The following is a 22,638-nucleotide window of genomic DNA, read 5'->3' on the forward strand; positions in this document are numbered from 1 at the left end:
ATCAATATCTGCTTATTTGCTTCTCCTCACTCGAGTCTTACTCTTCTCTCGATCTCGCTTAAGGCGTTTTCGCTGCTTAGCTTCCTGCTTAGTTCGCTTCTCTCGCTGCTCAGCCTTCTCTTGCATCTCATCGTAGCTAATAGCAGGTCTAGCTAACGCAGACTCACGAGGCACTTGTAGGGGATCTGAGGCAATGGCAGTTGTATCAACCGCAGCTGGCACTGCTGTGCCGAATCCGAAATCCAGCTTCTCTCCCGCAGCAGACCTAGTCTGTGCCTCTCTATTAGTTCGCTTGCTTTGCTCCGAGACCCAATAGTCTGCAATCTCTCTCGCCACTTGCACATCTACAGAGAGTAAACTGTCTCCCCCATGTAGCAGAAAATCCAAATAGTTCCACAGCATATCGGCTCTATTGAGCCGAGCAATATTAGTCTGCGAGATGGGAAGTATTGCCAAACGACCCAAAGTGCCGTAGCTATCATCGGAGGTAAGCTGATTGAGGTATAACTCCAGAGCATACGTTGTAGTAAATTTACCTACCGCTACAGCCGGCATATCAAGCTCATTCAATGCCCTAAGTGGGACTAGCGATTGCGTCTGTTTCGTGAAGTTGTACACTGCCAAGCGATAAATCAACTCAGGAGTGGAGAGCGAATCCATACCGATCAAGAGCAGTGCATAGCGATCACTTGCTCCACTAGGAGAGAACACCTCTGCTTGATCTATCTGAGTAGAGTCTACTCCTCCAGTGGCAACAGACCAATTGATTGGCTTAGGGTGACCGGCATAGATAGGGCGCCCCTCTCTCAACCCTTCAAGCATGGCCTCTACCAAAGTCTTGATCTCTTCTGGTGGGGTTATGGTCTGCAGTTCTCGAAGCTTCTCGCCGAAGGCCACAGCATTACCCGCACTAGCTTCTGCCATAGCAGAGAGAAAGAGCAGACGAGGCAGGTGCTCACTAGTCGGATAAGTTCGTTTGATCTCGCTGTAAATACTAAGAACGCTATCGGGCTGCCCATGATGATAGGCCTCGAAGGCTCGTACATACCGCCGAGCGACAGTCTGATCTCGATCTCGCAGACGCTCTAGATAATTGGGCGTAGACAGCTCTTGAGCGAGCTGAGTATTGGGGAAAGTAACCAAATATCTGCGACGGACTTGATCTGCTTGTCCTTCATCTCCCTGCCTCAGATAGAGTAAATAGAGGCGATAGAGTATTTGCTCCGCATATTTCGTTTTTGGGAAGCGCTCTAGTACTTGATGATAAATCTTGGTAGCATCTCCTAGACGTTCTAGTTTATCCGTTAGTAAACGCCCCATCTCTACGAGATTCTGCTCGATCTGGGCTTCGCTCTCTTGCTGTGCCTGTGGCGTCATGGGCAACCTAGAGAGGTAATACGCAGGGTTGTGCGGATCTTCGGTAGGTTGGATCTCTTCTTTGACCTCACTTTGATCCGACATATTGACCTGCCCATCACCTGAACGAGCAGTAGTACTATCGGCTCCTCCCGGGAGCTGTGATTGAATACGATCTAGGACAAAGCCATCACGCTTACGCAGGCGCCAAAGATCCTCTAGCTTACGACGGCCCCATGTTCGCTCGAAATCTTTGCGCCCCTCGCTGAGCAGGGCATAGTTGTAGAAATAGAACTCTCCGCTCTCCCCTATCACTTTGGGAATAGATGGAGCACTAGGGGTAGTCGCCCCCGGCATACGTGCAGCGATATCCTGATTGCGCTGAGCGATAGAATCTCTAGCCCTCTGAGCAGCCTCCTCTGCTTCCTTGGCTTTGAGCACCCTGATCACACTATCAATCACTAGGGCTCTAGCCTTCTCGTCCATGCGAGCCAAAGCGAGCACACTATCCTCTCGGTGCACAACCTCTGCGGGCTGAGCCAAAGAGTCCAGACCTTGTGCTAGATAATTGTATGCCTTGTAGCTCGGCTCAAGCTGGGACAGAGCGGGTATGGCTTGGGTGTATGCGGCTCGGGCTGGGAGATATTGCATGCGTTGCAGATAAATCTGTCCTAGAGCGATATTGGCCAGAGCATAGTCTTGCCCTTTATTTTGGCTCGTATCTATGGCAAAGCGAAAAGCACCAATAGCCCCGAGGGTATCCCCCGAAGAGAGATAGGTGCTACCTATGGCGTAGTAGATTTGATCGAGTTGAGTTCGATACTTACCTCGGCGAGCCATCGCCTTGAGTGACCTAAGAACATCTGTATGCCCTCTAGGCGATAGCTCTGCTCGTCTGATGCGGGCAGCAAAGTCTAGAGCAGGTCTAGGAGAGAGAGAGAGCACCTTACCGTATGAACGGTAGGCTGCTAAGGCATCGCCCGAGCTCTGCTGTAGCTGCCCGAGCAAATAATACAACCTAGCCTTCTGAGCGGCTAAGGGTTCTACCTGTGCTGCCAAGGAGAGCCAAGGTAGAGCTAAAGCCTGCTCCCCCTGAGCCAGATGGTGCTCTGCCATAGTAAAGCTATACAGAGGTTTAAGATCGTTATAGAGACTTCTATTAGTCGTATCAATAAGGGCTACTAACTGCTTACCCTCACTCGCTCGGTCCGCAAGACTGAGGCAACGGACCTGCCAGAGCAAAGCTACATCTCGAACCTCTGGCGAAGCCTCATAGAGGCGAGCAATGTAAGCGAACGTAGCCATAGCCTCATCGACATCAGCATTATAGAGCTGAGCCTTGCCTAGCAACAGCCAACTTTGATGCAAAAATGGATTATACTCGCCTCTGAGCTGCTCTGCTACGGCCTTGGGATCCTTCCGCCAACTGGGTTTGCGTGCGGGTTTAATGCGAATGCTATGTTCTTTAATGGCCTTCTGTGCCTTCTCTACTGAACGATCGAATGAGCCTCCAGACTTCTTATCCGTACCTCGTACCTGTGCTATCTTATAAGCAATGAGGTCTGGGGCGATAGGGCGTGTGTAGCTCTCGTTTTCACCCTCTAGTAGTGAGCGGTAAGCCTCGTCGAAGGCGGTCTGTCCGTTGTAGTGTACGTTGTACCTTGTCGTCAGGTTATGGTATAGACGGGTAGCACTATTGTTTTTCTTAACCGTACAGCCCCAACCTAGCCCGAGTGCTATAAAACATAGGACTAGCCACAATGGATCGAAAATAGAGGAGCGAAAAACAGCTTTCATACGGTCATCATATACGGTTATCTATACGCTACGCAACTGTAGTCGACGCAAAAGTTTCGCACAGCCCAACATTAAGAATAGGACCAGTATGATCAGTACTCCCGAGGGGACAGCTAGCAAATAGTAACTAAGCAGAAGACCCGAGATATTCGCAAACAAACATACCAAGACAGAGCCAAGCATTAGCCGCTTGAAGTCGGCGACAAAGAGCCCTACTATACTCTGTGGCAGAGTGAGCAAAGACATCAAAAGCATAATCCCCACTAGCCTGATGCACAATACCAAGCCTACTGATACGATCACAAGCATAAACATATTCCAGCGGTCCGCTCTCACACCTCGTGTCCGAGAGAAGTCGGGATCGAAAATGGAATATAAAATGGGACGATAGAATAGAACCAAGCAAAGCAATAGCAAGGAACCAAAGCCCGCAAGCCACAATAAATCGGTCGAGCTAACCAGCAAGATATTGCCAAAAAGGTAAGACGAAAGACCCGTTGTATAGCCGGGTGTAAGAGTTAGAAACAGAACACCCAATGCCATACCAAGAGCCCAAACACCAGCAATAGCAGAGTCTTCTCTGATCTCTCCACCTCGGCTCAGAGAGCTAATACCAAGAGCGGCCAGTACGGCAGCTACTCCAGCAGATAATATGGGGCTAATACCTAAATAGACCCCCAGTCCCAGCCCTCCGAATGAAGCATGCGTAATCCCTCCACTAACAAAGACTATGCGGCGTACCACAATATAAGATCCTATCAGCCCACAAACTAGAGCTGATAGGACAGACGCCCAAAGTGCGTTTTGGAAGAATTGAAACTCGAAAATGCTTGCCACGCCCAGAGCCTACTACTTAATTAATGATGATGTGCGTCTGGCCCGTGCTCCATGTGGTAGGCTCGGCACTCGCCTACGATGAGGAAAACCTCTGGTTTAAGATCCTCGGGAAGCTCTATCTGACGTAGTTGCAAGCTACGCACCCATCCTGCCACATCATCTTGGTTTAATGTGATGAGGATATCTCGAAACTCATCAACTGCCTCGGCTGAATAGTCGCAGGCCTGAGTACCATGGAAGCGGTCGAGCTCCTCGTCATCGTAGTAGACAATCCGTGTGCTGACTGCAGAGAGCAAGCTATCTCGCTCGCAGGTCATGTGCATACCACAGCAACCACCTACACTGACTGGACGCTCGGGTTCAACCTCCACTGCCTCGCCACGTGCGATTTTAGCTTGACGAATCTGTCCTTGTATCCAGCCGACCAAGGCAGCGACAGCCCCAAGGGCTAGAAGGGCGATAACTGCCCATGTTATATTCATACTCTTGTTCCTCTTAACTATATCACTTGCTAAACAAGGCTTCGCAGATGATTGGGGACACACATCAAACGCCCAGATGTATCTATCTATTGCCTCGCAAGTTTACAACAAAAGTACAATAAAGATGTTTCAATCCACACATAGACCATTTTAGCTTCAAGGGGCTGTACCGAAAACTCAATTCCAGTACAGCCCCTTGACTTGACTAAATCACCCTAATATCTAGAAGCGCTGAAGCATCTGCTTGAGGCTTTCCTTGGCATCGCCGAGGAACAGATGCACGCCCTCGGCTCGCGTGTACAGAGGATTGGGGACGCCTGCATAACCGGGAGAGAGGTCGAAGTTGCAAATCACAATCTCTCGAGCTGCGTCTACACTCAAGACAGGCATACCATAGATTGGCGTGCCCTCGGCCTCACGAGCAGCGGGGTTAAGCACGTCATTGGCACCAATCACAACTACCAAGTCCGCAGTCTTGAAGTCATCATTGATCGCGTCCATCTCGTACAGATCCTCGTAGTCTACATCAGCCTCGGCTAGTAGCACGTTCATGTGCCCCGGCATACGACCTGCCACGGGNATCATTGATCGCGTCCATCTCGTACAGATCCTCGTAGTCTACATCAGCCTCGGCTAGTAGCACGTTCATGTGCCCCGGCATACGACCTGCCACGGGGTGGATTGCGTAGCGCACTCGAGCGCCTTGGCTCGTTAGCTTATTGGCTAGAGCTCGCACCTCGTGCTGAGCCTGAGAGAGTGCCATACCATAGCCGGGGACGATGATGACTTCACGAGCCGAGCGAAGCACCTCCGGCAGACGATCTGCTGTATTAGACTCTGCCTTGCTCGAAGCTCCCTTCTCGTCAAAAGCTGACAGCAGTCCCTTGAGGCTTTCCTTGGCGTCGCCGAGGAGCAGATGCACGCCCTCGGCTCGTGTGTACAGCGGATTGGGGACGCCTGCATAGCCGGGAGAGAGGTCGAAGTTGCAGATGACGATCTCTCGAGCCGCATCTACACTCAAGACAGGCATACCATAGATAGGCGTGCCCTCGGCCTCACGAGCAGCGGGGTTAAGTACGTCATTGGCGCCAATCACAACTACTAAGTCGGCAGTCTTGAAATCATCATTGATCGCGTCCATCTCGTACAGATCCTCGTAGTCTACATCAGCCTCGGCTAGTAGCACGTTCATGTGCCCCGGCATACGACCTGCCACGGGNATCATTGATCGCGTCCATCTCGTACAGATCCTCGTAGTCTACATCAGCCTCGGCTAGTAGCACGTTCATGTGCCCCGGCATACGACCTGCCACGGGGTGAATGGCGTAGCGCACTCGAGCGCCTTGGCTCGTTAGCTTATTGGCTAGAGCTCGCACCTCGTGCTGAGCCTGAGAGAGAGCCATGCCATAGCCGGGGACGATGATGACCTCACGAGCCGAGCGAAGCGTATCTACGAGCGTTGGGCGTGCTGACTCACTGGGCTTAGACTCGTCTGCGACAGGAGCTGCTGTACTCTGTGGCTTGCTCGCAGTTTGTGACTGTGGTTTGGAGGTGTTTAGTCCCTCTCCAAGTAAGATGGAGGCTAGGCTACGGTTCATAGCTCGGCACATGATCTGTGTGAGGAGCAGACCGCTAGCTCCCACGACACCTCCGATTGCCACAAGTAGCAGGTCGCCCGTAGCCATACCTGCAATGGCACCCGCCAAGCCGCTAAGCGAGTTGAGTAGAGAAATGGTAATAGGCATGTCTGCACCACCGACACGAATGGCGAAGAGATAGCCAAAGAGCGTCGAGAGCACGGTTACTATCCCAACGGTGAGTGCATCTGCCTCTAGATAGCCCAAGAAGATCATGACCGTGAGCGCGCCGCTCATGCCGATGCACACGTTGGAGATGAAACTATGGGCAGGGTAGACAATAGGACGCTGGGGTAGGAGCTTGTGCAGTTTACCTGCTGCCACAAGACTCCCCACTAGAGTCATCATACCAATCAAGATCGCTAGAACAGACGTACCAGCAGCGAAGCGAGGATTGTCGCTCGTCATGATACCTAGACTCATGCCTTGTAGGCTGAGGAAACCGACAAGGGCCGATGCGCCACCTCCAATACCGTTGAGCAGAGCCACAAGCTGTGGCATCTGTATCATCTGCACACGTCTGGCCAAGCGCAAACCGATGAGGCTACCAATAGCTATGAATAGGTAGATCGTCCAAGCAGAGAATACCTGATGATAGACCAAAGTAAAGATAATGGCCAGCAGCATGCTTAGAGCACTGAGCTGATTGCCTGCTTTGGCAGTCTGCACACGGCTCATCATCCAAATACCGCCTAGCACCATGACGGTAAGCAAGGCGCATATACCATAATATATGTAAGGTGTCATGGGCCAAAACTATTTTTTGCGGTTGAACATGCGTAGCATACGGTGCGTCACAGCGAACCCGCCTACTACATTGACTGTGGCTAGGATAATGGCTAAGCCTCCTAGTATCTGGCTAAGCCAGAGATGCCCACCTGTGGCACTGAGCAGAGCCAGACCTGTGGCAGAGACAGCACCAACGACGGTAACGCCACTCAGAGCGTTCATACCCGACATCAGAGGCGTGTGTAGCAAGCTGGGAACATTACGAATCAATAGATACCCGACGACCGTGGAGACAGCCAATACTATGAGATAGAGCAGTGGGGACATAAGTGTTATATTCCTAAATAGTGAGTTATCAATAAGCCGAGGCTGTGCCCCTGTGATGCTACTCGCAGCGACACAGCCTCGTAGACTAGTTGCAGATTGTCTGATTACTTGGCTGCCATAGCCTCCAGCGTACCAGCGTGGACGATCTGTCCGTCGCGTGTAACGAGGATCTTGGCACAAATCTCATCATTCATGTCTAGATGTACGGCACCGTCCTTGACGAGGTACTTGACTAGATTGTACATATTGTTGGCAAACATCCATGTAGAGCTCTTTGGGAGCATGCCCGGGATATTTTTGATGCCTTCTAGGATTACTCCATGCTTGACGGCTCTCTCTCCTGCTGGTGTTATCTCGCAGTTACCGCCTTGGTCAATAGAGATATCTACGATCACTGAGCCCTTCTTCATTTGGCGAACCATATCCTCGGTGATGAGTATGGGGGCAATTTTTCCGGGGATTAGGGCGCTACAGAATATCACGTCCATATCCTTGATGACCTCCATAAGGCGCTTACGTTCCTCCACCAGCACATGCTCGGGCAGTGTATTGGCATATCCACCCTCGGCTACGGCTAGCTCGGCTGGCACGCCAAGGTCCACGACCTTGGCCCCTAGGCTCTGTGCTTGTTCGACGGCAGCAGGGCGAATGTCGGCAGCATAGGTCTGGCAACCTAACCGTTTGGCCGTAGCTAGAGCTTGTAGTCCTGCTACGCCTACGCCGATGATCAGAGCCTTAGCAGGGGGGATCATACCTACGGCAGTACCCATCATCGGCATAAAGCTCGCCAAGTCGTTGGCTGCCATCAAGATTCCCTTGTAGCCGGCACAAGTACTCATCGAGGTGAGTGCGTCTAGGTTCTGAGCACGACTGATACGTGGCACGCCATCGAGCGTCAGACCAATGACTCCCTGCTGAGCTAGTCTGCGTACCATGTCGTGATTGACTGGCGAAGCTGGGTGAATGAAGGTGATGAGGTATTGACCCTGATGCATCATATCGACCTCGTGTAGCCCGAGCTCATGGTTCATCTGGGGTTCTTTTACTTTGAGGATAATGTGTGCCTGATCGTAGATTTCACGTGGCGAATCAACTAGCTCAGCACCTGCTGATGCATATTCTTCGTCATGGTAAAGTGCGCCAAGGCCTGCATTCTTCTGAATGAGTACTCTGAATCCGTCCTTAACAAACTTGGAAACAGTCTCTGGTGTGGCAGCTACACGTGCTTCGCCGTGCATAATTTCTTTTGGGATACCAATGATAAGCATCATTTTTAACTTTTTAAGCGTTAATATATCGTACACTTTTGTTTATATCCAACACAATGCTGCAAATATACTAAAGAAATACTAGCATCAAAGAGAAACTCAACAAAAACACATCTTCAGTTTGTTCGCAATCCTAATACCTCGGAAGTTTAGCCCCAAGCATCATGCTTAGGTGCTTGCACAAGGAGCCACTGATCGCTCATGGCGTGCTACTAGAGGCCTGCTCCTCGGCACATTGCTGGTACTATACCCTACTCCAGCGGGCGAAGCTCAAGCCATGATCCGTTATTTATGCCCCCGCAAGGAGGCTACATGGGGCGAGACACACAAGTTTGACGCCTCGTTTATCCCTCACAATCATTTGGTTTACAAAATAAACTGAATTACATTTGTAGAGTCATTGCGCACTTAATGCACTGATATTTGTAACTACTAGTAAGCAAGGCGGACGGCTACAAGCATTTAATCACATCGTATTACTTATCTCAACACGCACACAATGGCGGCAGAAAATCTCAACCCAAAGCAAAGTCTAGAGGTCATCGAAGCGATGATCAGCAAGACAAATCGTAGAATCAACACCACGGGGGCGACCCAATTCCTCCTCTGGGGCTACGTCACAGTCCTGACGAGCCTGCTACACTACTTCTTAATGCCCTATATGACGTCTATACATCACGCCTATATCTGGCTACTCATTCCGTTTGTCGGTGGCATTATCTCTTGGCTAATGGCTCGCAGAAAGCGCCATCAACCGTATAGTAGCAGTCAGATAGACTACTTCATCAATACTGTTTGGCTCGTGAGCGGACTCAATGCCCTTGCTTGTTCCTTTGTCCTAGGGTTCTTTACGTTGATTGCGATCATCATTCTTCTAGGCTCGGCTTCGGCGATTACGGGCTTTGTCCTACGCATCAGAGTGCTACAAGTCTGCTCTATCTTGGGTATGGCGATTGGTTATGGCAGCATCATACTCGACCGCACTCTAGACTTGCTCTCTTATAGGGATTATAGTCTGGTGTTTGGAGTCGTCTTTTTCGTTATGCACTGTATCCCGGGGCATTACCTCTATGCGCAAATACGCCGAGAGCTCAAGAGTACACCTAATGCGTCTGTCGTATGAGCGACGTGATCAACTTGCCAAGCCTCGACCCACTACTCCTCTCCGAGCTCAGACTCTCGATCATGTCGATCTTGCTCTCGCTAGAGGAGGCGGACTTTCTCTATATTAAGGAAGCAACAGGAGCCAGCTCGGGCAATATCAGCGTACAGATAGACAAGCTCGCATCGGCAGGCTATATCACCATCGAGAAGGGCTTCATCGGCAAGCGAACACGTACTACTTGTCGGCTCTCGCCGCTTGGGCGAGAGGCTTTTGTCAAGCACTTCGAGGCTTTGAAATCATATCTCCCCAATTCTAATAAGTTATGACCATCTCTACCAGATTTATGTGCATCGCACTGCTGATGACCTACTCGAGCCTAGCCGAGGGTCAGACCCTGCTCAAGGGACGAGTACTCGACGGGCATGGGCGCCCGATACGCCTAGCGAATGTGTACCCAGCAGACTCTTTCGACGGCACAGCGACCGATTCGCTCGGCTACTTCTCTCTCTCGACGGAGGCACCGCTCCCCCTAAGCCTCGTCGCCTCGCATCTGAGCTACGAAGCCGATACCATTGTGCTCAAGCGTATGGAAGATGCCCAAGACCTCACCTTTAGCCTCAAGGAGAAGCTATCGCTGACGCTAGAGGAGGTTGTAGTGAGTGCCTCTGCTCTACGCTTCAACGACCGCAAAGGCCAAGCCGTCATGAAGCCGATGGACGTCTACACCAACCCAGCAGGCTCGGGCGACCTAGCCCTATCTATGCGGCAGATGCCGGGCTTGCAGCATGTGGGGCAGACAGAGGGCTTCTTCGTGCGTGGAGGTGCTGCGTGGGAGACGAATGTGAGCATCGAGGGGATACGTATCCAGCGTTTCTTCGGCAAGAATGGGCACAATACCCCCACGAGGGCACGCTTCGAGACGGGTATGTTCCAAGGACTAAGCCTAGCCACTGGCGGCTATGGTGCAAGCAAACAGGGCGGTCTGAGCGGATTGCTCGAGCTACAACTCTCGGGGCAGTCGCCTTCGTCGCTCAATGTATCGCTCGCATCGGTCTTCGCTGGCATCGGCTGGGGCTACCTCTCACCCAAGAAGACGACCTATATCGAGCAGGGAGTGAGCGTCATTGAGGGCTCTGCCCTTAGGCTGATGCTTAGGAACGAGTACAAACTGCCCGAGGCTCCTTTCGGTATGATCTATCATGCTCGACTAGCTTGGTCACCGACAAAGCAGGACGACGTCAAGGCGCTCGTGATGATGCGCCGAGATAAGCACATCTCACTCGCCCCAGCCCCCACACCCTATGGCACCACCTCGGAGCTATACAAGGGACGTAACGACTATGCTTTCGGCATGGGGCGCTGGCGCCATCATTTCCAAGACGGCTATACCAAGACTACACTTGCCGTTGGTCTTGGCTGGGACGACAATAAGCTCCACATAGCCTACCCCGACTGGCACAACCGTAGCTTCGAGATGACGTCACGAGAGCTAGATGCCCAGATACGTTTGAGGCTAGATACACGCCTCACCTCGCTCAAGGTGGCTGGTGGTCTGGACTATGCCTACGTCCGTGCCAAGGCTGCTCTACGGCAGAGGCAGGGCATTGGCTCGATAGCTGATGCGACCTCATCGGCTTGGGTTGAGGCTTTCTACCCCATTAGCCGCTCACTATCGCTTGAGGGAGGGCTAAGGCTGGAGCATTCGTCCCTCATTGGCTCGGCCACACTGCTTCCACGGGCTGCGCTTGCCGTGCGCCTGCATCAGACTGGTACCCTAAGCCTAGACCTCGGTAGATATGCAGCCCTAGGCGACTACTACCTGACACATGGGATACAACCCAATGCTCGAGAAGAGGCCTATCAAGCCAACCTAACCTACGAATGGCGTCCCAAGCTGCATCATCTGCTACGCTTGCAGATCTATAACAAGGAGTACAGCAGCCTCACTCGCCTGCATCACAACTACCGAGTGGACAATCTAGGCCGTGGCTATGCTCGTGGAGTCGATGTATTCTGGCGAGTTACACGCCTTATCCCCAACGTTGAGCACTGGCTCTCCTACACCTACACCGATGCCCGTCGTAGCTGGCTGTATGCTCACGAGCTAGAGCAACCCGACTTCGTCGCCACGCATACAGCCTCGGCCGTGATCAAGTATTGGTGCAAGCCGATCTCTTCGCTCTTCAACCTCGCTATAAACTACCGCACGGGTATGCCCTACCACAATCCTAACAGCAAGGCTCGAGGCTACTACAACGAGCTCAATGACGAGAGTTTCGGTCTGAGCTTCTCGTACAACTATCCGTTTATGCTTGGCCGTATGGCAGGTGTGGTCGTGGCTAGTGTGGAGAATATACTCAATGCTGCCCCAACCTTCGGCTACCGCTACTCGCCCGAGCCTAATGCTCTGGGGCAATACTCGGCTACACGCATCACTACACCCTATCGGCAGGTCTATATGCTCGGCTTCTTCATCAATATCGGTGTAGATAGACGAAAGGAAATCATGAATACAAACCTCTAAATACAGTAATAATAATGAAGCGAATAACGACTCCCCTACTCTGTGCTCTGCTCTTGCTCTGCTCGGTGAGCCTTGGCGCCCAAAGCTCAGCCTACCAACGTGCGATGACCGAGCGTACTGCCAAGCTAGGCTCTGCCTCGATTGAGGTCTTGCAGAGCTTAGCAGCGGACTTTGACCGATTTACTCTGATGACGGGAGCAGACTGGACAGCTCCCTATTACTCGGCTTACTGCCGTGCCATACAGGCCTTTGCCGACAGTGAGGCAGCCGACCGCCTCGCCGAGCAGGCAGAGCAATACCTAGAGAAGGCGACGGAGCTAGGGGGCGATGCTTCCGAGATTGCCTGCCTGCGCAGTATGCTCTTCGCCGCTCGCCTGCAAGTTAATCCACAGACACGCTGGCAGATCTATGGGCCAGAGAGCGCTAAGCAGCTCCAACTAGCCCAAGAAGCCAACTCCAATAACCCGAGAGTCTACCTGCTACAAGCCCAGTCCGTGGCCTATACGCCAGCAGCCTATGGCGGAGGTAAAGACAAAGCGCTACCGTCTATAACCAAAGCACTAGAGCTGTACACGAAGCAGTCGCCAGAGCCAGCCTATGCGCCACACTGGGGAGAGGAGCAAGCTAAGGCACTCTATCACTTCTGCACAGCCGAGGAGGCGAAATAAACCCACCTCAATGAAGATATCTAAGGGGTTGCATCAAGGTAAAACTTGATTGCAGCCCCTTCTCCATACCCTAGAGTTGGTGCCTATAAACCCTCTAGAAGCCTACAATGATTAATTTTATCTATTACTTCCCTTCTGGTATTACAGTGCTTATTAGTCAGTAAAACGCATCATTTAGATCTAGAGCAGACGTCTTATTAGTGAGTTATTGGTGTCGCTAGTCTAGAGAAATATCGTCCTCAACGACTTCTCCAAACATCATTTTACAAACACCTAGTTATCATTGACTTAACATAGACTTATCAAAGCCTAAAATTTGAGACGTCTCAATCCGAAAATTCAGACGTCTCAATCGTGCTGTTTAGACGTCTCAATTTTCGGATTGAGACGTCTGAATTTTTTGTTTGAGATGTCAGTGCATTTTTTAGCAATTTTTTGAATGATTTTCGGGGGGCGTTAGTCCGATTATTCGCACTTGTAATTAACACTTTTTTGAGCCGAAAAAAATCGCACCACAATCCATGCTATCTATTGGTTTGGTTCGGATATTTGTTATACATTTGTCTGTTTCCTTATGAAAAGCACTCTAGTGAGGGTAAAGCCTTCAACTTCTCTAGAGGAAAAACATCATGAAGGCATATACAATTTATTATGGCTAATAGACCATTGGCTTACGTACTCGTTGAGCGGAAAGCAAGTTTCGGGAAGATGGCAGGCAAGACTGTCCTACAAGCTCGTCCCACTGGTAGAAAACGTATTGATCATCGCAACTTCTGCGAGGAGGTGGCTCGTGCAACCACTTTTACCGGCGCAGAGGTGGAGGCAGTGCTTCGTCTAGCTGCCGAGATTGCGAAGCAGCACGTGGAGAATGGCGATATTGTGGACTTTGGGGACATCGGTACGCTCAGTCCGTCATTTCAGAGTAAGCTAGTTGAGAAGGGCAAAGAGAAGTTCAATGCCAATGTGCACATCACCAAACCCGTCGTGCGGCTTAGTGCATCACGCAAATACTTCGCCCTTAGCAACGTGAGCTATGAGCAAACACTCGTCAAAGCCCGCAAAAGCATCGACACACCGCCAAGCGACACCGACAGTGGCGGCAGCAACTCTGGCAGTGGCGGCGATAGCAGTAGTGGTAGTGGTGGCAAACTGCCCGAGGCAGGCTTGTAAACTCGCCTAGGCTCCAAGACAAACATCGCAAGCGAGCGACTCTACACAAGGCACTCCGTGACCTACACAGCGTCCAGTAGGGCCGAATGACTTATCCTAAAGGGTACACCAAAGGGGCTGCGTCTAAGTATTATCTAGACGCAGCCCCTTTGGTATGTCGTGCTCTCGGTCGCTTACCGACTACTCTTGGTAGTAGAGCCGCTGTATGCGGTGCGAGAGTGTGGTGAGTATCTCGTAGCTAATAGTGCCACACGCCTGTGCCATCTGCTCGAGCGAGAGTGCCTCGTCTGCGAAGATGAGGACCCGATCGCCCTCTCTGGCCTCTGGCACATCGGTTATATCAATCATACAAGCGTCCATGCAGATGTTGCCGATAGTTGGGCACAGCCGACCTCTGACGGCCACAGACCACGCACCATTGCTCAGCATACGCCTAAAACCATCGGCATAGCCAATGGGGATAACGGCTAGGCGTGTGGGACGAGCCACCTCCCCCCGACAACCATAGCCTACCATCGAGCCAAGTCCGACGTCTTTGATTTGCAGAATAGTGGTAGAGAGGCGAGCCACAGACTTGAGGTTGGGCTGCTGCGTAGGGCTAACGCCATATAGACCGATGCCTAGCCGAGCCATATCGAAGGCATATTGGTCGGCGAACCGCTCCAGCCCAGCCGTATTGAGCAGATGAAGCAGAGGGCGATAGCCGAGTCCCTGCTCGAGGGTTGCGTGCGCCTCGAGCAGATAGTCCGCCTGTGCCTTGGTGAAGTCGTCCCACCTTGCTTCGTCTGCCGAGGCCAAATGGCTGAATACACTCGCCACCGATAGGCTCTCGGTTCGCTCGAGCAGGGTGAGCACTTGTGGCAGCTCATCGAGCGAGAAGCCTAGGCGGTGCATACCACTATCTATCTTGATGTGTATGGGTCTACGCTCTAGGCCTCGTGCCTCGGCTTCCTCGATCAGACCACTGAGCAGAGCCAGACTGTAGACTTCGGGCTCCAGATTGTATTGGAAGAGTGTTTCGCTACTAGATAGCTCCGGATTCATCACGATAATAGGGCTACGAATCCCCTCCAAGCGTAGTGCTTTGCCCTCATCAGCCACCGCCACGGCCAGATAGTCCACACGGCCCTCCTCAAGTGTGCGTGCTAGCTCGAGGGCTCCGATGCCATAGCCGTCGGCCTTAATCATGCAAATAATCCGCCCTTGGCGTGGTAGCAGGGAGCGGTAGTAGGCTAGATTGTGGCGCACTGCCGAGAGATTGACCTCGAGCGTAGTCTGATGCTCTAGGCGAGAGAGCTCTCGATAGATGCGCTCGAAGCCAAAAACTCTAGCTCCTTTGAGCAGAATACAAGCCCTATGCAGATCGTACAGAGCAGATGAGCCAAGTAGCTCCTCGGTCGTAGCGAAGTGCGTGCAGGCAAACGAACGGCACTGCTCGAGCAACCTGCCGATAGTAGGCCCGACAGCGAAGACTTCGGCGACCTGATAGGCCTCGAGTAGCTCCGCCACCTGAGCGTAGAGCTCGTCGGCAGAGAGGGGGCTCTGCTCTATGTCGGACAAGACGACCACAGCCTTGGCATTGGAGCTCTGCACACGTCTGCGCTGGAAGTCGAGCGCCATACGCAAGGCATCGAGATCGTTGGAATAGGAGTCGTTGATGATCGTATTGCCTCGATAGCTCTCTTTAACCTCCAGACGCATCTCCACAGGACGCAAGCGGTGCAGCAGACCGATGGCAGTAGGCAGATGATCGGGGCATAGTACAGCGATCGCAGAGAGCGACGTCAGCGCATTCTCTATGCTCGCCTCGTCGCTCATGGGCAGTAGTGCCTCGTAGACTTGCCCCGAGTGGTGTATGCGCAGTAGCGTTTCGTCGCCACACTTCTGGCTCTGCTCTAGCCAGAGCAGGGCAGAGCGATCGGTACGGCTCCAGCCACGCAGACGCCCAAGCAGCCCCAAGCGCTCGAGGCTGGCACCGATGAGCGGGTAATCAAGCGGAGCAATGATAGACTCAACCGAAACGAAAAGTTTGAGCTTCTCGTCTAGAAGCGCCTGAGCCGAGGCGAAATGCTCGGCGTGCGCACTACCCAAGCTCGTCAGTATGCCCACCGAGGGCGCAATCATATCCGCCAAAGCCTGCATCTCGCCGGGATAAGAGATGCCCGCCTCGATGAGTGCCAGCTCGTCCGATGCCTCCAGCTCTAGCAAGGATAGGGCAACGCCAATCTGCGAATTGTAGCTACGAGGCGAGCGACAGATGTGCTTGTAGTAGGGGCGCAGTAGCGTATGGAGAAACTCTTTGACTATGGTCTTGCCATTGCTGCCAGTAATGCCGACCACAGGCAGGTCAAAATGCGCACGATGATATGCCGCCAGCCTCTGGAGCGCACGAATGGAGTGCTCGACCCGAACGAAATTGGCCTCGGGGCAACTCGACAGATAGGCGGAGAAGTCGTCCTCAACAATGAAGGTACGCACGCCTCTCTCGTACAGCTCTCGTATGTAGCGGTGCCCATCGCCCGATGAGGTGCGTATGGCGATGAACGCAGTACCGTCGGCTCTAGAGAGCGAGCGGCTATCGGTTAGCCATATGTGTAGCTCCTCGCTCTGTACCAACCGAGCCTGTCGGGCGGAGAGGAGATCGGCAAGAGCGTCTGATGTTATATGCATAGTACAATACTCATATTATAATTGATCTAATCGGAGAACCACGAAGACAAGTCCGCCTCGGGGAAGCGGCGCTCGAAGGCTCTAAGGCGCACGAGTAGCTGCTCTCGTCTAAGGTCTGCCTCGGGGTGATCGGCATGCAAAGGGCGATGCTGGTACTCGCTACGCAGACGCGCCAGATGCGTCATGGCCTCCAAGCACTCAGGCGAGCAAGCCCACTGGACGAAGCGATCACCCACGATACGTGCCGTCTGGGCAGTGGGGTGAAGCATATCCTCGGCGTAGAAACGGTAATCTCTCAGCTCGTCCTGTACGATCTCGTATGCAGGGAAATAATGTATGCGATCGGGGAATAGCTTGTGTAGCTCCTCGTTCATCAGCATCAGCGTGGCCTTGCTCAGCTGATTGCCATGTGCTCCGTCCCTAAGATGACGCACGGGACTAATCGTGGTAATAATCTGTAGCTCGGGGCACTTGGCCAGTAGTGTGCCGAGCATGTCCTGCCACGGAGCGACCAATTCGCCCACCGAGAGGAGGCGGCGCTGGAAGTAGTAGTCGGGGAGTTTGTGGCAGTTATTGACCACTCGGCTACCCTCTTTGAGGTAGTAGACGAAGGCAGTGCCCCAAGTGAGCAGGAGGAAAGAGGTCTTCGACAGGGCCTGCATAGCTCGCTCATAGTCGGCATTGATCAGACTAAGGGCTCTATCGGGGTCTGCACTGGAGTAAGCTCCGTGGTGATCGAAGCTATGGAATAGACCATCGTGCTCGATGAGCTCGTCTAGGGTGTAGGCCCTATGCTCCATCAGCCGCATGAGCGACCTCAAGATAGAGAGCGGATTGTACTGTATGCCGAAGGGATTAATCACGATGCTGTGCCCAGCATCACGCAGCATGGCTCCGATATGCTCGCTAAAGCACGAGCCTAGACTCATCACTCCCTGCCCGTAGTCTAGTGGGTCGAAGGTGCGACGAGGCGTCTTAACGACTGTCTGTAGCTGTGTCATTGCTTGTCTTCTATTTATATACGACAAAAGTACTAAATAGCCAGCTAGCTCTGTGTCTATACAAAACAAGTTGATAGAGGAGAGCCAAAGCCCCCTCTATCAACTCGCCTTACTTCGTATGATACGTATCTAAGCTATGCTAGCCTTCCCAGAACGTGAGGTCTGGCGCTTGAGCTTCGACCCGCTGCTCCAACTTATCGGGCAGATTGTAGAATAAATCTAGCCCTGTCTTTTCCTCCAGCTCGTCGATGGAGATGACTACCGACTCAGTAGCAGGGAAGTTCGCTTTCTTCTTACCATAGATCTTATGCTCCACCCAGAAGGCTAAAGCTTGGACTGTAGTCCCCTTACGAACGAGCATCGCCATCCAGTAGTAGCTTGGCCTTGCCATTGGTACTCCTTCGGGTAACGTGTACGTGCCGCTCTTAATCGAACCGCCCTTGGCGACATACATCACATCTCTGAAGCTATTATCTCTCCCCCACTTCTGCACCTTATCCTCTAGATGCTGCCAATAGCCTTGATTGAAGTCCGAGAGCTGTGGGCTCACATTCGAGAAATAGAACGTTTGCTTCTCTGCTTCTTGCGTCATTCGCCTATCATTGGAGGCCACCATGTGCCCACGGTCATAGCTGTTCTGATCCGATTGCTTGTTGTGCGGATACCATTGTGCAAAGAGATCGACCGTGCTCCATGATTGAGGAATGTGCGTAGAGTCCCATAGCCATTTGCTACTACGCTTCACTCCTTTGCCCTTGACAGAGTTGTGGCTGTCGAAAGTGAACGCTACCCAGCGGGGGTGACGGATGTCGGTATCGTATTCGGTTGAGTAGTTTACCGATCCGTCTTGCAGTGTGTAAGTGATGTTGTAGATGTTTGCGCCCATGATCCCTCTAGGTAGCTCGTAGCGCACGCCTTCGAGCGGGAAGTCTTCGTTGTCTGCTGGAGGCGTTGGAGGCGTTGGGGGAGCTGGAGGTGTGTCAGGTCCGTCGGGGTTGGGATTAGGCTGATGCCCTCCGCCACCTGAAGACAGATCTATATAGTCATTACCCCAGCCAGCCTCGGTCTTAGGGCCATAGAGGCGCTTATTCTGTTTGTCGATGTACCAGTCGCCTTCCTTACCGAGATTGTCTTGTGGAGCTCCTTGACCTCCGTAGATGCGAGAGCCGTCACGGCCGGGATCGCCTTTGTCACCCTTAGCACCATCTTGGCCGTTCTTGCCGTCACGGCCGGGATCGCCTTTGTCACCCTTAGCACCATCTTGGCCGTTCTTGCCGTCACGGCCGGGATCGCCTTTGTCTCCCTTAGCGCCGTCTTGGCCATTCTTGCCGTCACGACCGGGATCGCCTTTGTCACCCTTAGCACCGTCTTGACCATTCTTGCCGTCACGGCCGGGATCGCCTTTGTCTCCCTTAGCACCGTCTTGACCATTCTTGCCATCACGACCGGGATCGCCCTTGTCCCCCTTAGCGCCGTCTTGGCCATTCTGGCCATTGTCGCCCTTCTCTCCTTTTTCTCCTTTCTGCCCGGCAATGCCCTTGAGGCTGATCGGCTTGCCCCAGCCTAGAGCCGTTTTGGCTCCATACAACTCCGAAGTCAACAGGTCGATGTAGTAGTCGCCAACCTCTCCCAAACTTGGAGCTGGAGCACCTTGCCCCGAATGAATGACACTACCCTTACGTACCTCTATACGCTCAATGATCTTCTCCGGCGTACAAGCACTGAAGGGTAAGACGAGAACTGCGGAACATAGTAGTCCCCAAAGTAAGTGTTTAACTGATCGTTTCATGGAAATAACGATTAATTAGTATTAAAAATCAATTAATTACTTCTTCATAGTTAGACAAAAATGCAGAAGCCGTAGCCTAATCCGAAAGACGATCATTTTCTACAGCTTCTGCGTTGTACATAATTGTGATTGCTTTTAGTGATCCTAAGATACCTAGCGGTTGAGTCGTTTGCGCTCCGTTTCGTCAAGGATAATCTTACGCATACGTTGCGAGTGTGGTGTAATCTCCACATATTCGTCGGGCTTGATGTACTCCAGCGCATCTTCCAGACTAAATACTACGGGTGGCGCGAGCGCTACTTTGTCATCACTGCCCGAGGCTCTCATATTAGTTAGCTTCTTGCTCTTGCAGACATTGACCACCAAATCGCCCTCTTTGCTGTGTTCGCCGATGACTTGGCCAGCATAAACTTCCTCTTGTGGAGAGATGAAGAAGCGTCCACGGCTCTGCAAGTTGTTGAGTGCGTATGCAAAGGCTGTACCCGTCTCTAGGGCTATGATCGAGCCATTGTTGCGCCGGTCGATATCTCCCTTCCATGGCTGATACTCAAGGAAGCGGTGCGCCATGACTGCTTCGCCTGCCGAGGCTGTCAGTACCGCATTGTTTAGCCCAATAATGCCACGAGAGGGAATGTTGAACTCGAGGAAAGTCCTATCTCCCTTAGTTTCCATCATCGTCATCTCTCCCTTGCGGCGAGTGACCATGTCAATGATTTTGCTGGCGCTCTCTTCGGGCAAATTGACCGTCAAGTGCTCGATAGGCTCATGCTTGACGCCGTCTATCTCACGGATGATCACCTGAGGCTGACCTACTTGTAGCTCATACCCCTCTCGACGCATCGTCTCTATGAGAACCGAGAGATGGAGCACGCCTCGCCCATAGACGAGCCAGCTATCGGCCGTATCGGCTGGCTCTACACGCAGCGCAAGGTTCTTGTCTAGCTCACGCATCAGGCGATCATGTATATGGCGGCTAGTAACGAACTTACCCTCCTTGCCATAGAAGGGCGAATTATTGATCGTGAAGAGCATACTCATCGTAGGCTCATCGACAGCAATCGTTTCTAGAGCCTCTGGGCAAGAAACATCGGTAATACTCTCGCCTATCTCGAAGCCATCAATGCCCACTAGGGCGCAGATATCTCCCGAGGAAACGGAGTCTACCTTAGTGCGTCCTAGCCCCTCGAAGATATTAACCTCCTTGATGCGCATCTTGCTGGTCGAGCCATCACGCTTGCAGAGCATCACGTCCTGCCCCTCTCTGAATGTACCACGGTGCACACGTCCCACGGCAATACGCCCCACATAGCTAGAGAAGTCTAGAGAAGTGATGAGCATCTGGCTAGGGCCGTCAATCTGCTCGGGCGGGGGGATTTGCTCAAGGATTGTGTCGAGCAGTGTGGTGATATCTTGGGTAGGCTCGTTGAAGTCTTTGCTCATCCAGCCCTGCTTGGCGGAGCCATATATTGTTTCGAAGTCTAGCTGGTCCTCGCTTGCTCCGAGGCTAAACATCAGGTCGAAGACCATATCCTGCACCTCACTGGGGCGGCAGTTGGGCTTGTCAACCTTGTTGATCACAACGATGGGCTTCAGCCCCATCTCAATGGCTTTTTGTAGCACGAAACGAGTCTGAGGCATTGGCCCCTCGAAAGCATCTACAAGAAGTAGACAGCCATCTGCTAGGTTAAGTACACGCTCCACCTCGCCACCAAAATCGGCGTGCCCGGGCGTGTCTATGATATTGATCTTAACATCACGGTAGCGAATGCTCACATTCTTCGATAGGATCGTGATGCCTCGCTCACGCTCTAGATCGTTATTATCTAGGTAGGTGTCTACCTCGGCGGCTTTGTCGTCTCTAAAAAGTTTCCCTGCCAGTAGCATCTTATCCACGAGTGTAGTCTTACCGTGGTCTACGTGGGCGATGATGGCAATGTTTCTAATATCTTGCATTTATCTCATTAATTCTTGGCTGCAAAGGTAATACAAAATCTGAGGGCACTACATCAACAATCACCACTAGAAAGTAGGAATAGAAGAGGTTGTCACGAGGGACTGACTACCACAGAGCATCTATGCAGTTCCAGAAGCTCGGAGCTAGGCTGTGCTTGCCTGCCAGATTACGTTCACTCGGAGGAAGCATCATACCGTATGCAGAAGTTGCTCGGTCTTGATACATTTGCGTTAAGGACTGTAAACTGCTTGGCACCAAACCAGAGATGATGCCCAAGAGGTTGATCCGAAGCGATAGGTGATCGTGGAAAGATTGAAGGACTAACTCCCGGCAATTGATGGACTAATACTCTAGGAGATGTCCATCAATCTGATCAAGTTAATGGGAAGAAAAACCGAGCATGGAAGGGGCAATCTGACTATGCAACACAAAATACAAAACTAGACATCTGGTTATCAACACATTAAAAAACCACGTTTAAGAGGGGGATTCTCCGACTATGGGGCCAGAGAGCCGAAACGACTCTAAACGCCGTGTAGCCCCTCCTAGGGGGCAAATACGGGATCTATACTTTTTACATCAAGCCACGGAAGACTTTCCCATAGACATTCTGAAAAGTGATCAAAAATATAAATATCGCCACTTGCAGAAATAGCTCTAAAATTGTGGAGCAAGGATATCGCAGCGGTAAGCCAAGGGCCACCTCTCCTGCCAAGGGCTGGCACACTTAGAGGAGAGCGACGAGCCTTGGGCACTACGAACGAGAGTTATCCTCTTGGGTCTTCTGCTCTCGTAGCCTCTCGTAATCTTGCCGATCCATCATATTGTGGTAGAGTAGTGCTTCCTCAAAATCTTTGTCCTCTGGACACTCTAGATGCATCTGTATGCCCAAGGGGTCGAGGTGTATGAGCGAGAGTATATGATCTTGGGCATCGTAGCCCACGACTGCCTCACCGTCCTCGCTGCCAGCCCAGTGACGAGCCACCATAGTGCAGTAGGTCGAGAAGAACTTAATGGCTCGCTCTGCCAGAGCTTCTCTATCTCTACAGTAGGCCTCCGCTTCTGCCTCATCGACATAGTAGGCATCTACCCTTACGCCTCGCCGACCAATCTTGTACTTACCCAAGAAGAGTTTCTCCTCTCTAGGCTTATTTGCTGTTTTCTTCTTCATTGCCTCTTTTAGGTTGGGGATCATATCAAACACAAACTCTCAGTCGGCAGCTCTACACGCCCACACAAATCGTATGCAATCTCAAAGTACGTGGGCAACAACCTGCCAATCAGCGTAAAAATACGAACTTCGATAACAAAAGGCCAATCCCTA

General features: G+C 52.0%; 19 protein-coding genes. 6 read left to right on the forward strand and 13 right to left on the reverse strand.

Translation table 11 applies throughout. From position 1 onward, the window contains the following. Positions 1-12 precede the first annotated feature (12 nt). From HQ48_RS05645 to HQ48_RS05670, 8 genes are all read right to left on the reverse strand, one after another. Complete coding sequence (locus tag HQ48_RS05645; RefSeq protein WP_044232241.1) at positions 13-3,153, reverse strand: lipopolysaccharide assembly protein LapB; 3,141 nt, start codon at positions 3,151-3,153, stop codon at positions 13-15. Between the two features lie 21 nt (positions 3,154-3,174). Then, entirely contained in the window at positions 3,175-3,990 is an 816-nt protein-coding gene (locus HQ48_RS05650) for a metal ABC transporter permease (protein WP_044232244.1), read from the reverse strand. A gap of 20 nt (positions 3,991-4,010) precedes the next feature. Then, on the reverse strand, positions 4,011-4,472 hold the full coding sequence (locus tag HQ48_RS05655; protein ID WP_152568324.1) for a phospholipase: 462 nt from the start codon (positions 4,470-4,472) through the stop codon (positions 4,011-4,013). A gap of 222 nt (positions 4,473-4,694) precedes the next feature. Further along, entirely contained in the window at positions 4,695-5,057 is a 363-nt protein-coding gene (locus tag HQ48_RS09630; protein WP_369794300.1) for an NAD(P)(+) transhydrogenase (Re/Si-specific) subunit beta, read from the reverse strand. Continuing rightward, entirely contained in the window at positions 4,999-5,697 is a 699-nt protein-coding gene (locus HQ48_RS09635) for an NAD(P)(+) transhydrogenase (Re/Si-specific) subunit beta (RefSeq protein WP_369794301.1), read from the reverse strand. The genes HQ48_RS09630 and HQ48_RS09635 overlap by 59 nt, the downstream gene beginning before the upstream one ends. Further along, complete coding sequence (locus HQ48_RS09640) at positions 5,639-6,856, reverse strand: NAD(P)(+) transhydrogenase (Re/Si-specific) subunit beta (RefSeq protein WP_369794302.1); 1,218 nt, start codon at positions 6,854-6,856, stop codon at positions 5,639-5,641. Before HQ48_RS09640 ends, HQ48_RS09635 begins: the two co-directional genes overlap by 59 nt. A gap of 9 nt (positions 6,857-6,865) precedes the next feature. Then, positions 6,866-7,165, reverse strand: coding sequence for an NAD(P) transhydrogenase subunit alpha (locus tag HQ48_RS05665; RefSeq protein WP_044187242.1), 300 nt, complete (start codon positions 7,163-7,165; stop codon positions 6,866-6,868). 104 nt (positions 7,166-7,269) lie between these two features. Further along, positions 7,270-8,436 (reverse strand): NAD(P) transhydrogenase subunit alpha, encoded by a 1,167-nt coding sequence (locus HQ48_RS05670; protein WP_235300201.1) that lies wholly within the window; start codon positions 8,434-8,436, stop codon positions 7,270-7,272. 169 nt (positions 8,437-8,605) lie between these two features. Between HQ48_RS05670 and HQ48_RS09390 the strand changes: the two genes are divergently transcribed. From HQ48_RS09390 to HQ48_RS05695, 6 genes are all read left to right on the forward strand, one after another. Further along, complete coding sequence (locus tag HQ48_RS09390; protein ID WP_160225934.1) at positions 8,606-8,815, forward strand: hypothetical protein; 210 nt, start codon at positions 8,606-8,608, stop codon at positions 8,813-8,815. Between the two features lie 117 nt (positions 8,816-8,932). Continuing rightward, positions 8,933-9,556: a hypothetical protein gene (locus tag HQ48_RS05675; protein ID WP_044232245.1), complete on the forward strand. Its 624-nt coding sequence runs from the start codon at positions 8,933-8,935 to the stop codon at positions 9,554-9,556. Beyond that, positions 9,553-9,864: a transcriptional regulator gene (locus HQ48_RS05680; RefSeq protein ID WP_044187237.1), complete on the forward strand. Its 312-nt coding sequence runs from the start codon at positions 9,553-9,555 to the stop codon at positions 9,862-9,864. The genes HQ48_RS05675 and HQ48_RS05680 overlap by 4 nt, the downstream gene beginning before the upstream one ends. Next, on the forward strand, positions 9,861-12,062 hold the full coding sequence (locus HQ48_RS05685; protein WP_235300202.1) for a TonB-dependent receptor: 2,202 nt from the start codon (positions 9,861-9,863) through the stop codon (positions 12,060-12,062). The genes HQ48_RS05680 and HQ48_RS05685 overlap by 4 nt, the downstream gene beginning before the upstream one ends. Before the next feature lie 14 nt (positions 12,063-12,076). Then, the gene (locus tag HQ48_RS05690; RefSeq protein WP_044232247.1) at positions 12,077-12,730 is read left to right on the forward strand and encodes a hypothetical protein; all 654 of its coding nucleotides are present in this window, start codon (positions 12,077-12,079) and stop codon (positions 12,728-12,730) included. A 651-nt stretch (positions 12,731-13,381) separates the two neighbouring features. After that, positions 13,382-13,900 (forward strand): histidinol phosphate phosphatase, encoded by a 519-nt coding sequence (locus HQ48_RS05695; protein WP_044232249.1) that lies wholly within the window; start codon positions 13,382-13,384, stop codon positions 13,898-13,900. Positions 13,901-14,080: 180 nt separating this feature from the next. Here HQ48_RS05695 and HQ48_RS05700 read toward each other — a convergent pair whose 3' ends face one another. The 5 genes from HQ48_RS05700 to HQ48_RS09020 form a co-directional block, all read right to left on the reverse strand. Next, a complete protein-coding gene (locus HQ48_RS05700) occupies positions 14,081-16,570 on the reverse strand; it encodes a bifunctional UDP-N-acetylmuramoyl-tripeptide:D-alanyl-D-alanine ligase/alanine racemase (RefSeq protein WP_044232251.1) in 2,490 nt (829 codons plus the stop codon). Positions 16,571-16,596: 26 nt separating this feature from the next. Next, positions 16,597-17,571 (reverse strand): GSCFA domain-containing protein, encoded by a 975-nt coding sequence (locus HQ48_RS05705; RefSeq protein ID WP_044232253.1) that lies wholly within the window; start codon positions 17,569-17,571, stop codon positions 16,597-16,599. A 139-nt stretch (positions 17,572-17,710) separates the two neighbouring features. Beyond that, complete coding sequence (locus HQ48_RS09015; RefSeq protein WP_081969740.1) at positions 17,711-19,360, reverse strand: DNA/RNA non-specific endonuclease; 1,650 nt, start codon at positions 19,358-19,360, stop codon at positions 17,711-17,713. Between the two features lie 153 nt (positions 19,361-19,513). Continuing rightward, on the reverse strand, positions 19,514-21,313 hold the full coding sequence (typA, locus tag HQ48_RS05720) for a translational GTPase TypA (protein ID WP_044187223.1): 1,800 nt from the start codon (positions 21,311-21,313) through the stop codon (positions 19,514-19,516). 755 nt (positions 21,314-22,068) lie between these two features. Beyond that, positions 22,069-22,485 (reverse strand): hypothetical protein, encoded by a 417-nt coding sequence (locus tag HQ48_RS09020; RefSeq protein ID WP_152568325.1) that lies wholly within the window; start codon positions 22,483-22,485, stop codon positions 22,069-22,071. Positions 22,486-22,638 lie beyond the last annotated feature (153 nt).

Origin of the sequence: Porphyromonas sp. COT-290 OH3588 (genome assembly GCF_000769075.1) — a bacterium.
GTDB lineage: Bacteria > Bacteroidota > Bacteroidia > Bacteroidales > Porphyromonadaceae > Porphyromonas.

What these genes read in the sequence shown, in the direction of transcription:
- HQ48_RS05685 (WP_235300202.1), top strand. Translation starts at nt 9,861, where the DNA reads ATGACCATCTCTACCAGATTTATGTGCATCGCACTGCTGATGACCTAC.
- HQ48_RS09020 (WP_152568325.1), bottom strand. Translation starts at nt 22,485, where the DNA reads ATGAAGAAGAAAACAGCAAATAAGCCTAGAGAGGAGAAACTCTTCTTG.
- HQ48_RS05700 (WP_044232251.1), bottom strand. Translation starts at nt 16,570, where the DNA reads ATGCATATAACATCAGACGCTCTTGCCGATCTCCTCTCCGCCCGACAG.
- HQ48_RS05690 (WP_044232247.1), top strand. Translation starts at nt 12,077, where the DNA reads ATGAAGCGAATAACGACTCCCCTACTCTGTGCTCTGCTCTTGCTCTGC.
- typA (WP_044187223.1), bottom strand. Translation starts at nt 21,313, where the DNA reads ATGCAAGATATTAGAAACATTGCCATCATCGCCCACGTAGACCACGGT.
- HQ48_RS05675 (WP_044232245.1), top strand. Translation starts at nt 8,933, where the DNA reads ATGGCGGCAGAAAATCTCAACCCAAAGCAAAGTCTAGAGGTCATCGAA.
- HQ48_RS05655 (WP_152568324.1), bottom strand. Translation starts at nt 4,472, where the DNA reads ATGAATATAACATGGGCAGTTATCGCCCTTCTAGCCCTTGGGGCTGTC.
- HQ48_RS05670 (WP_235300201.1), bottom strand. Translation starts at nt 8,436, where the DNA reads ATGATGCTTATCATTGGTATCCCAAAAGAAATTATGCACGGCGAAGCA.
- HQ48_RS05680 (WP_044187237.1), top strand. Translation starts at nt 9,553, where the DNA reads ATGAGCGACGTGATCAACTTGCCAAGCCTCGACCCACTACTCCTCTCC.
- HQ48_RS05665 (WP_044187242.1), bottom strand. Translation starts at nt 7,165, where the DNA reads ATGTCCCCACTGCTCTATCTCATAGTATTGGCTGTCTCCACGGTCGTC.
- HQ48_RS05695 (WP_044232249.1), top strand. Translation starts at nt 13,382, where the DNA reads ATGGCTAATAGACCATTGGCTTACGTACTCGTTGAGCGGAAAGCAAGT.
- HQ48_RS05645 (WP_044232241.1), bottom strand. Translation starts at nt 3,153, where the DNA reads ATGAAAGCTGTTTTTCGCTCCTCTATTTTCGATCCATTGTGGCTAGTC.
- HQ48_RS09015 (WP_081969740.1), bottom strand. Translation starts at nt 19,360, where the DNA reads ATGAAACGATCAGTTAAACACTTACTTTGGGGACTACTATGTTCCGCA.
- HQ48_RS05705 (WP_044232253.1), bottom strand. Translation starts at nt 17,571, where the DNA reads ATGACACAGCTACAGACAGTCGTTAAGACGCCTCGTCGCACCTTCGAC.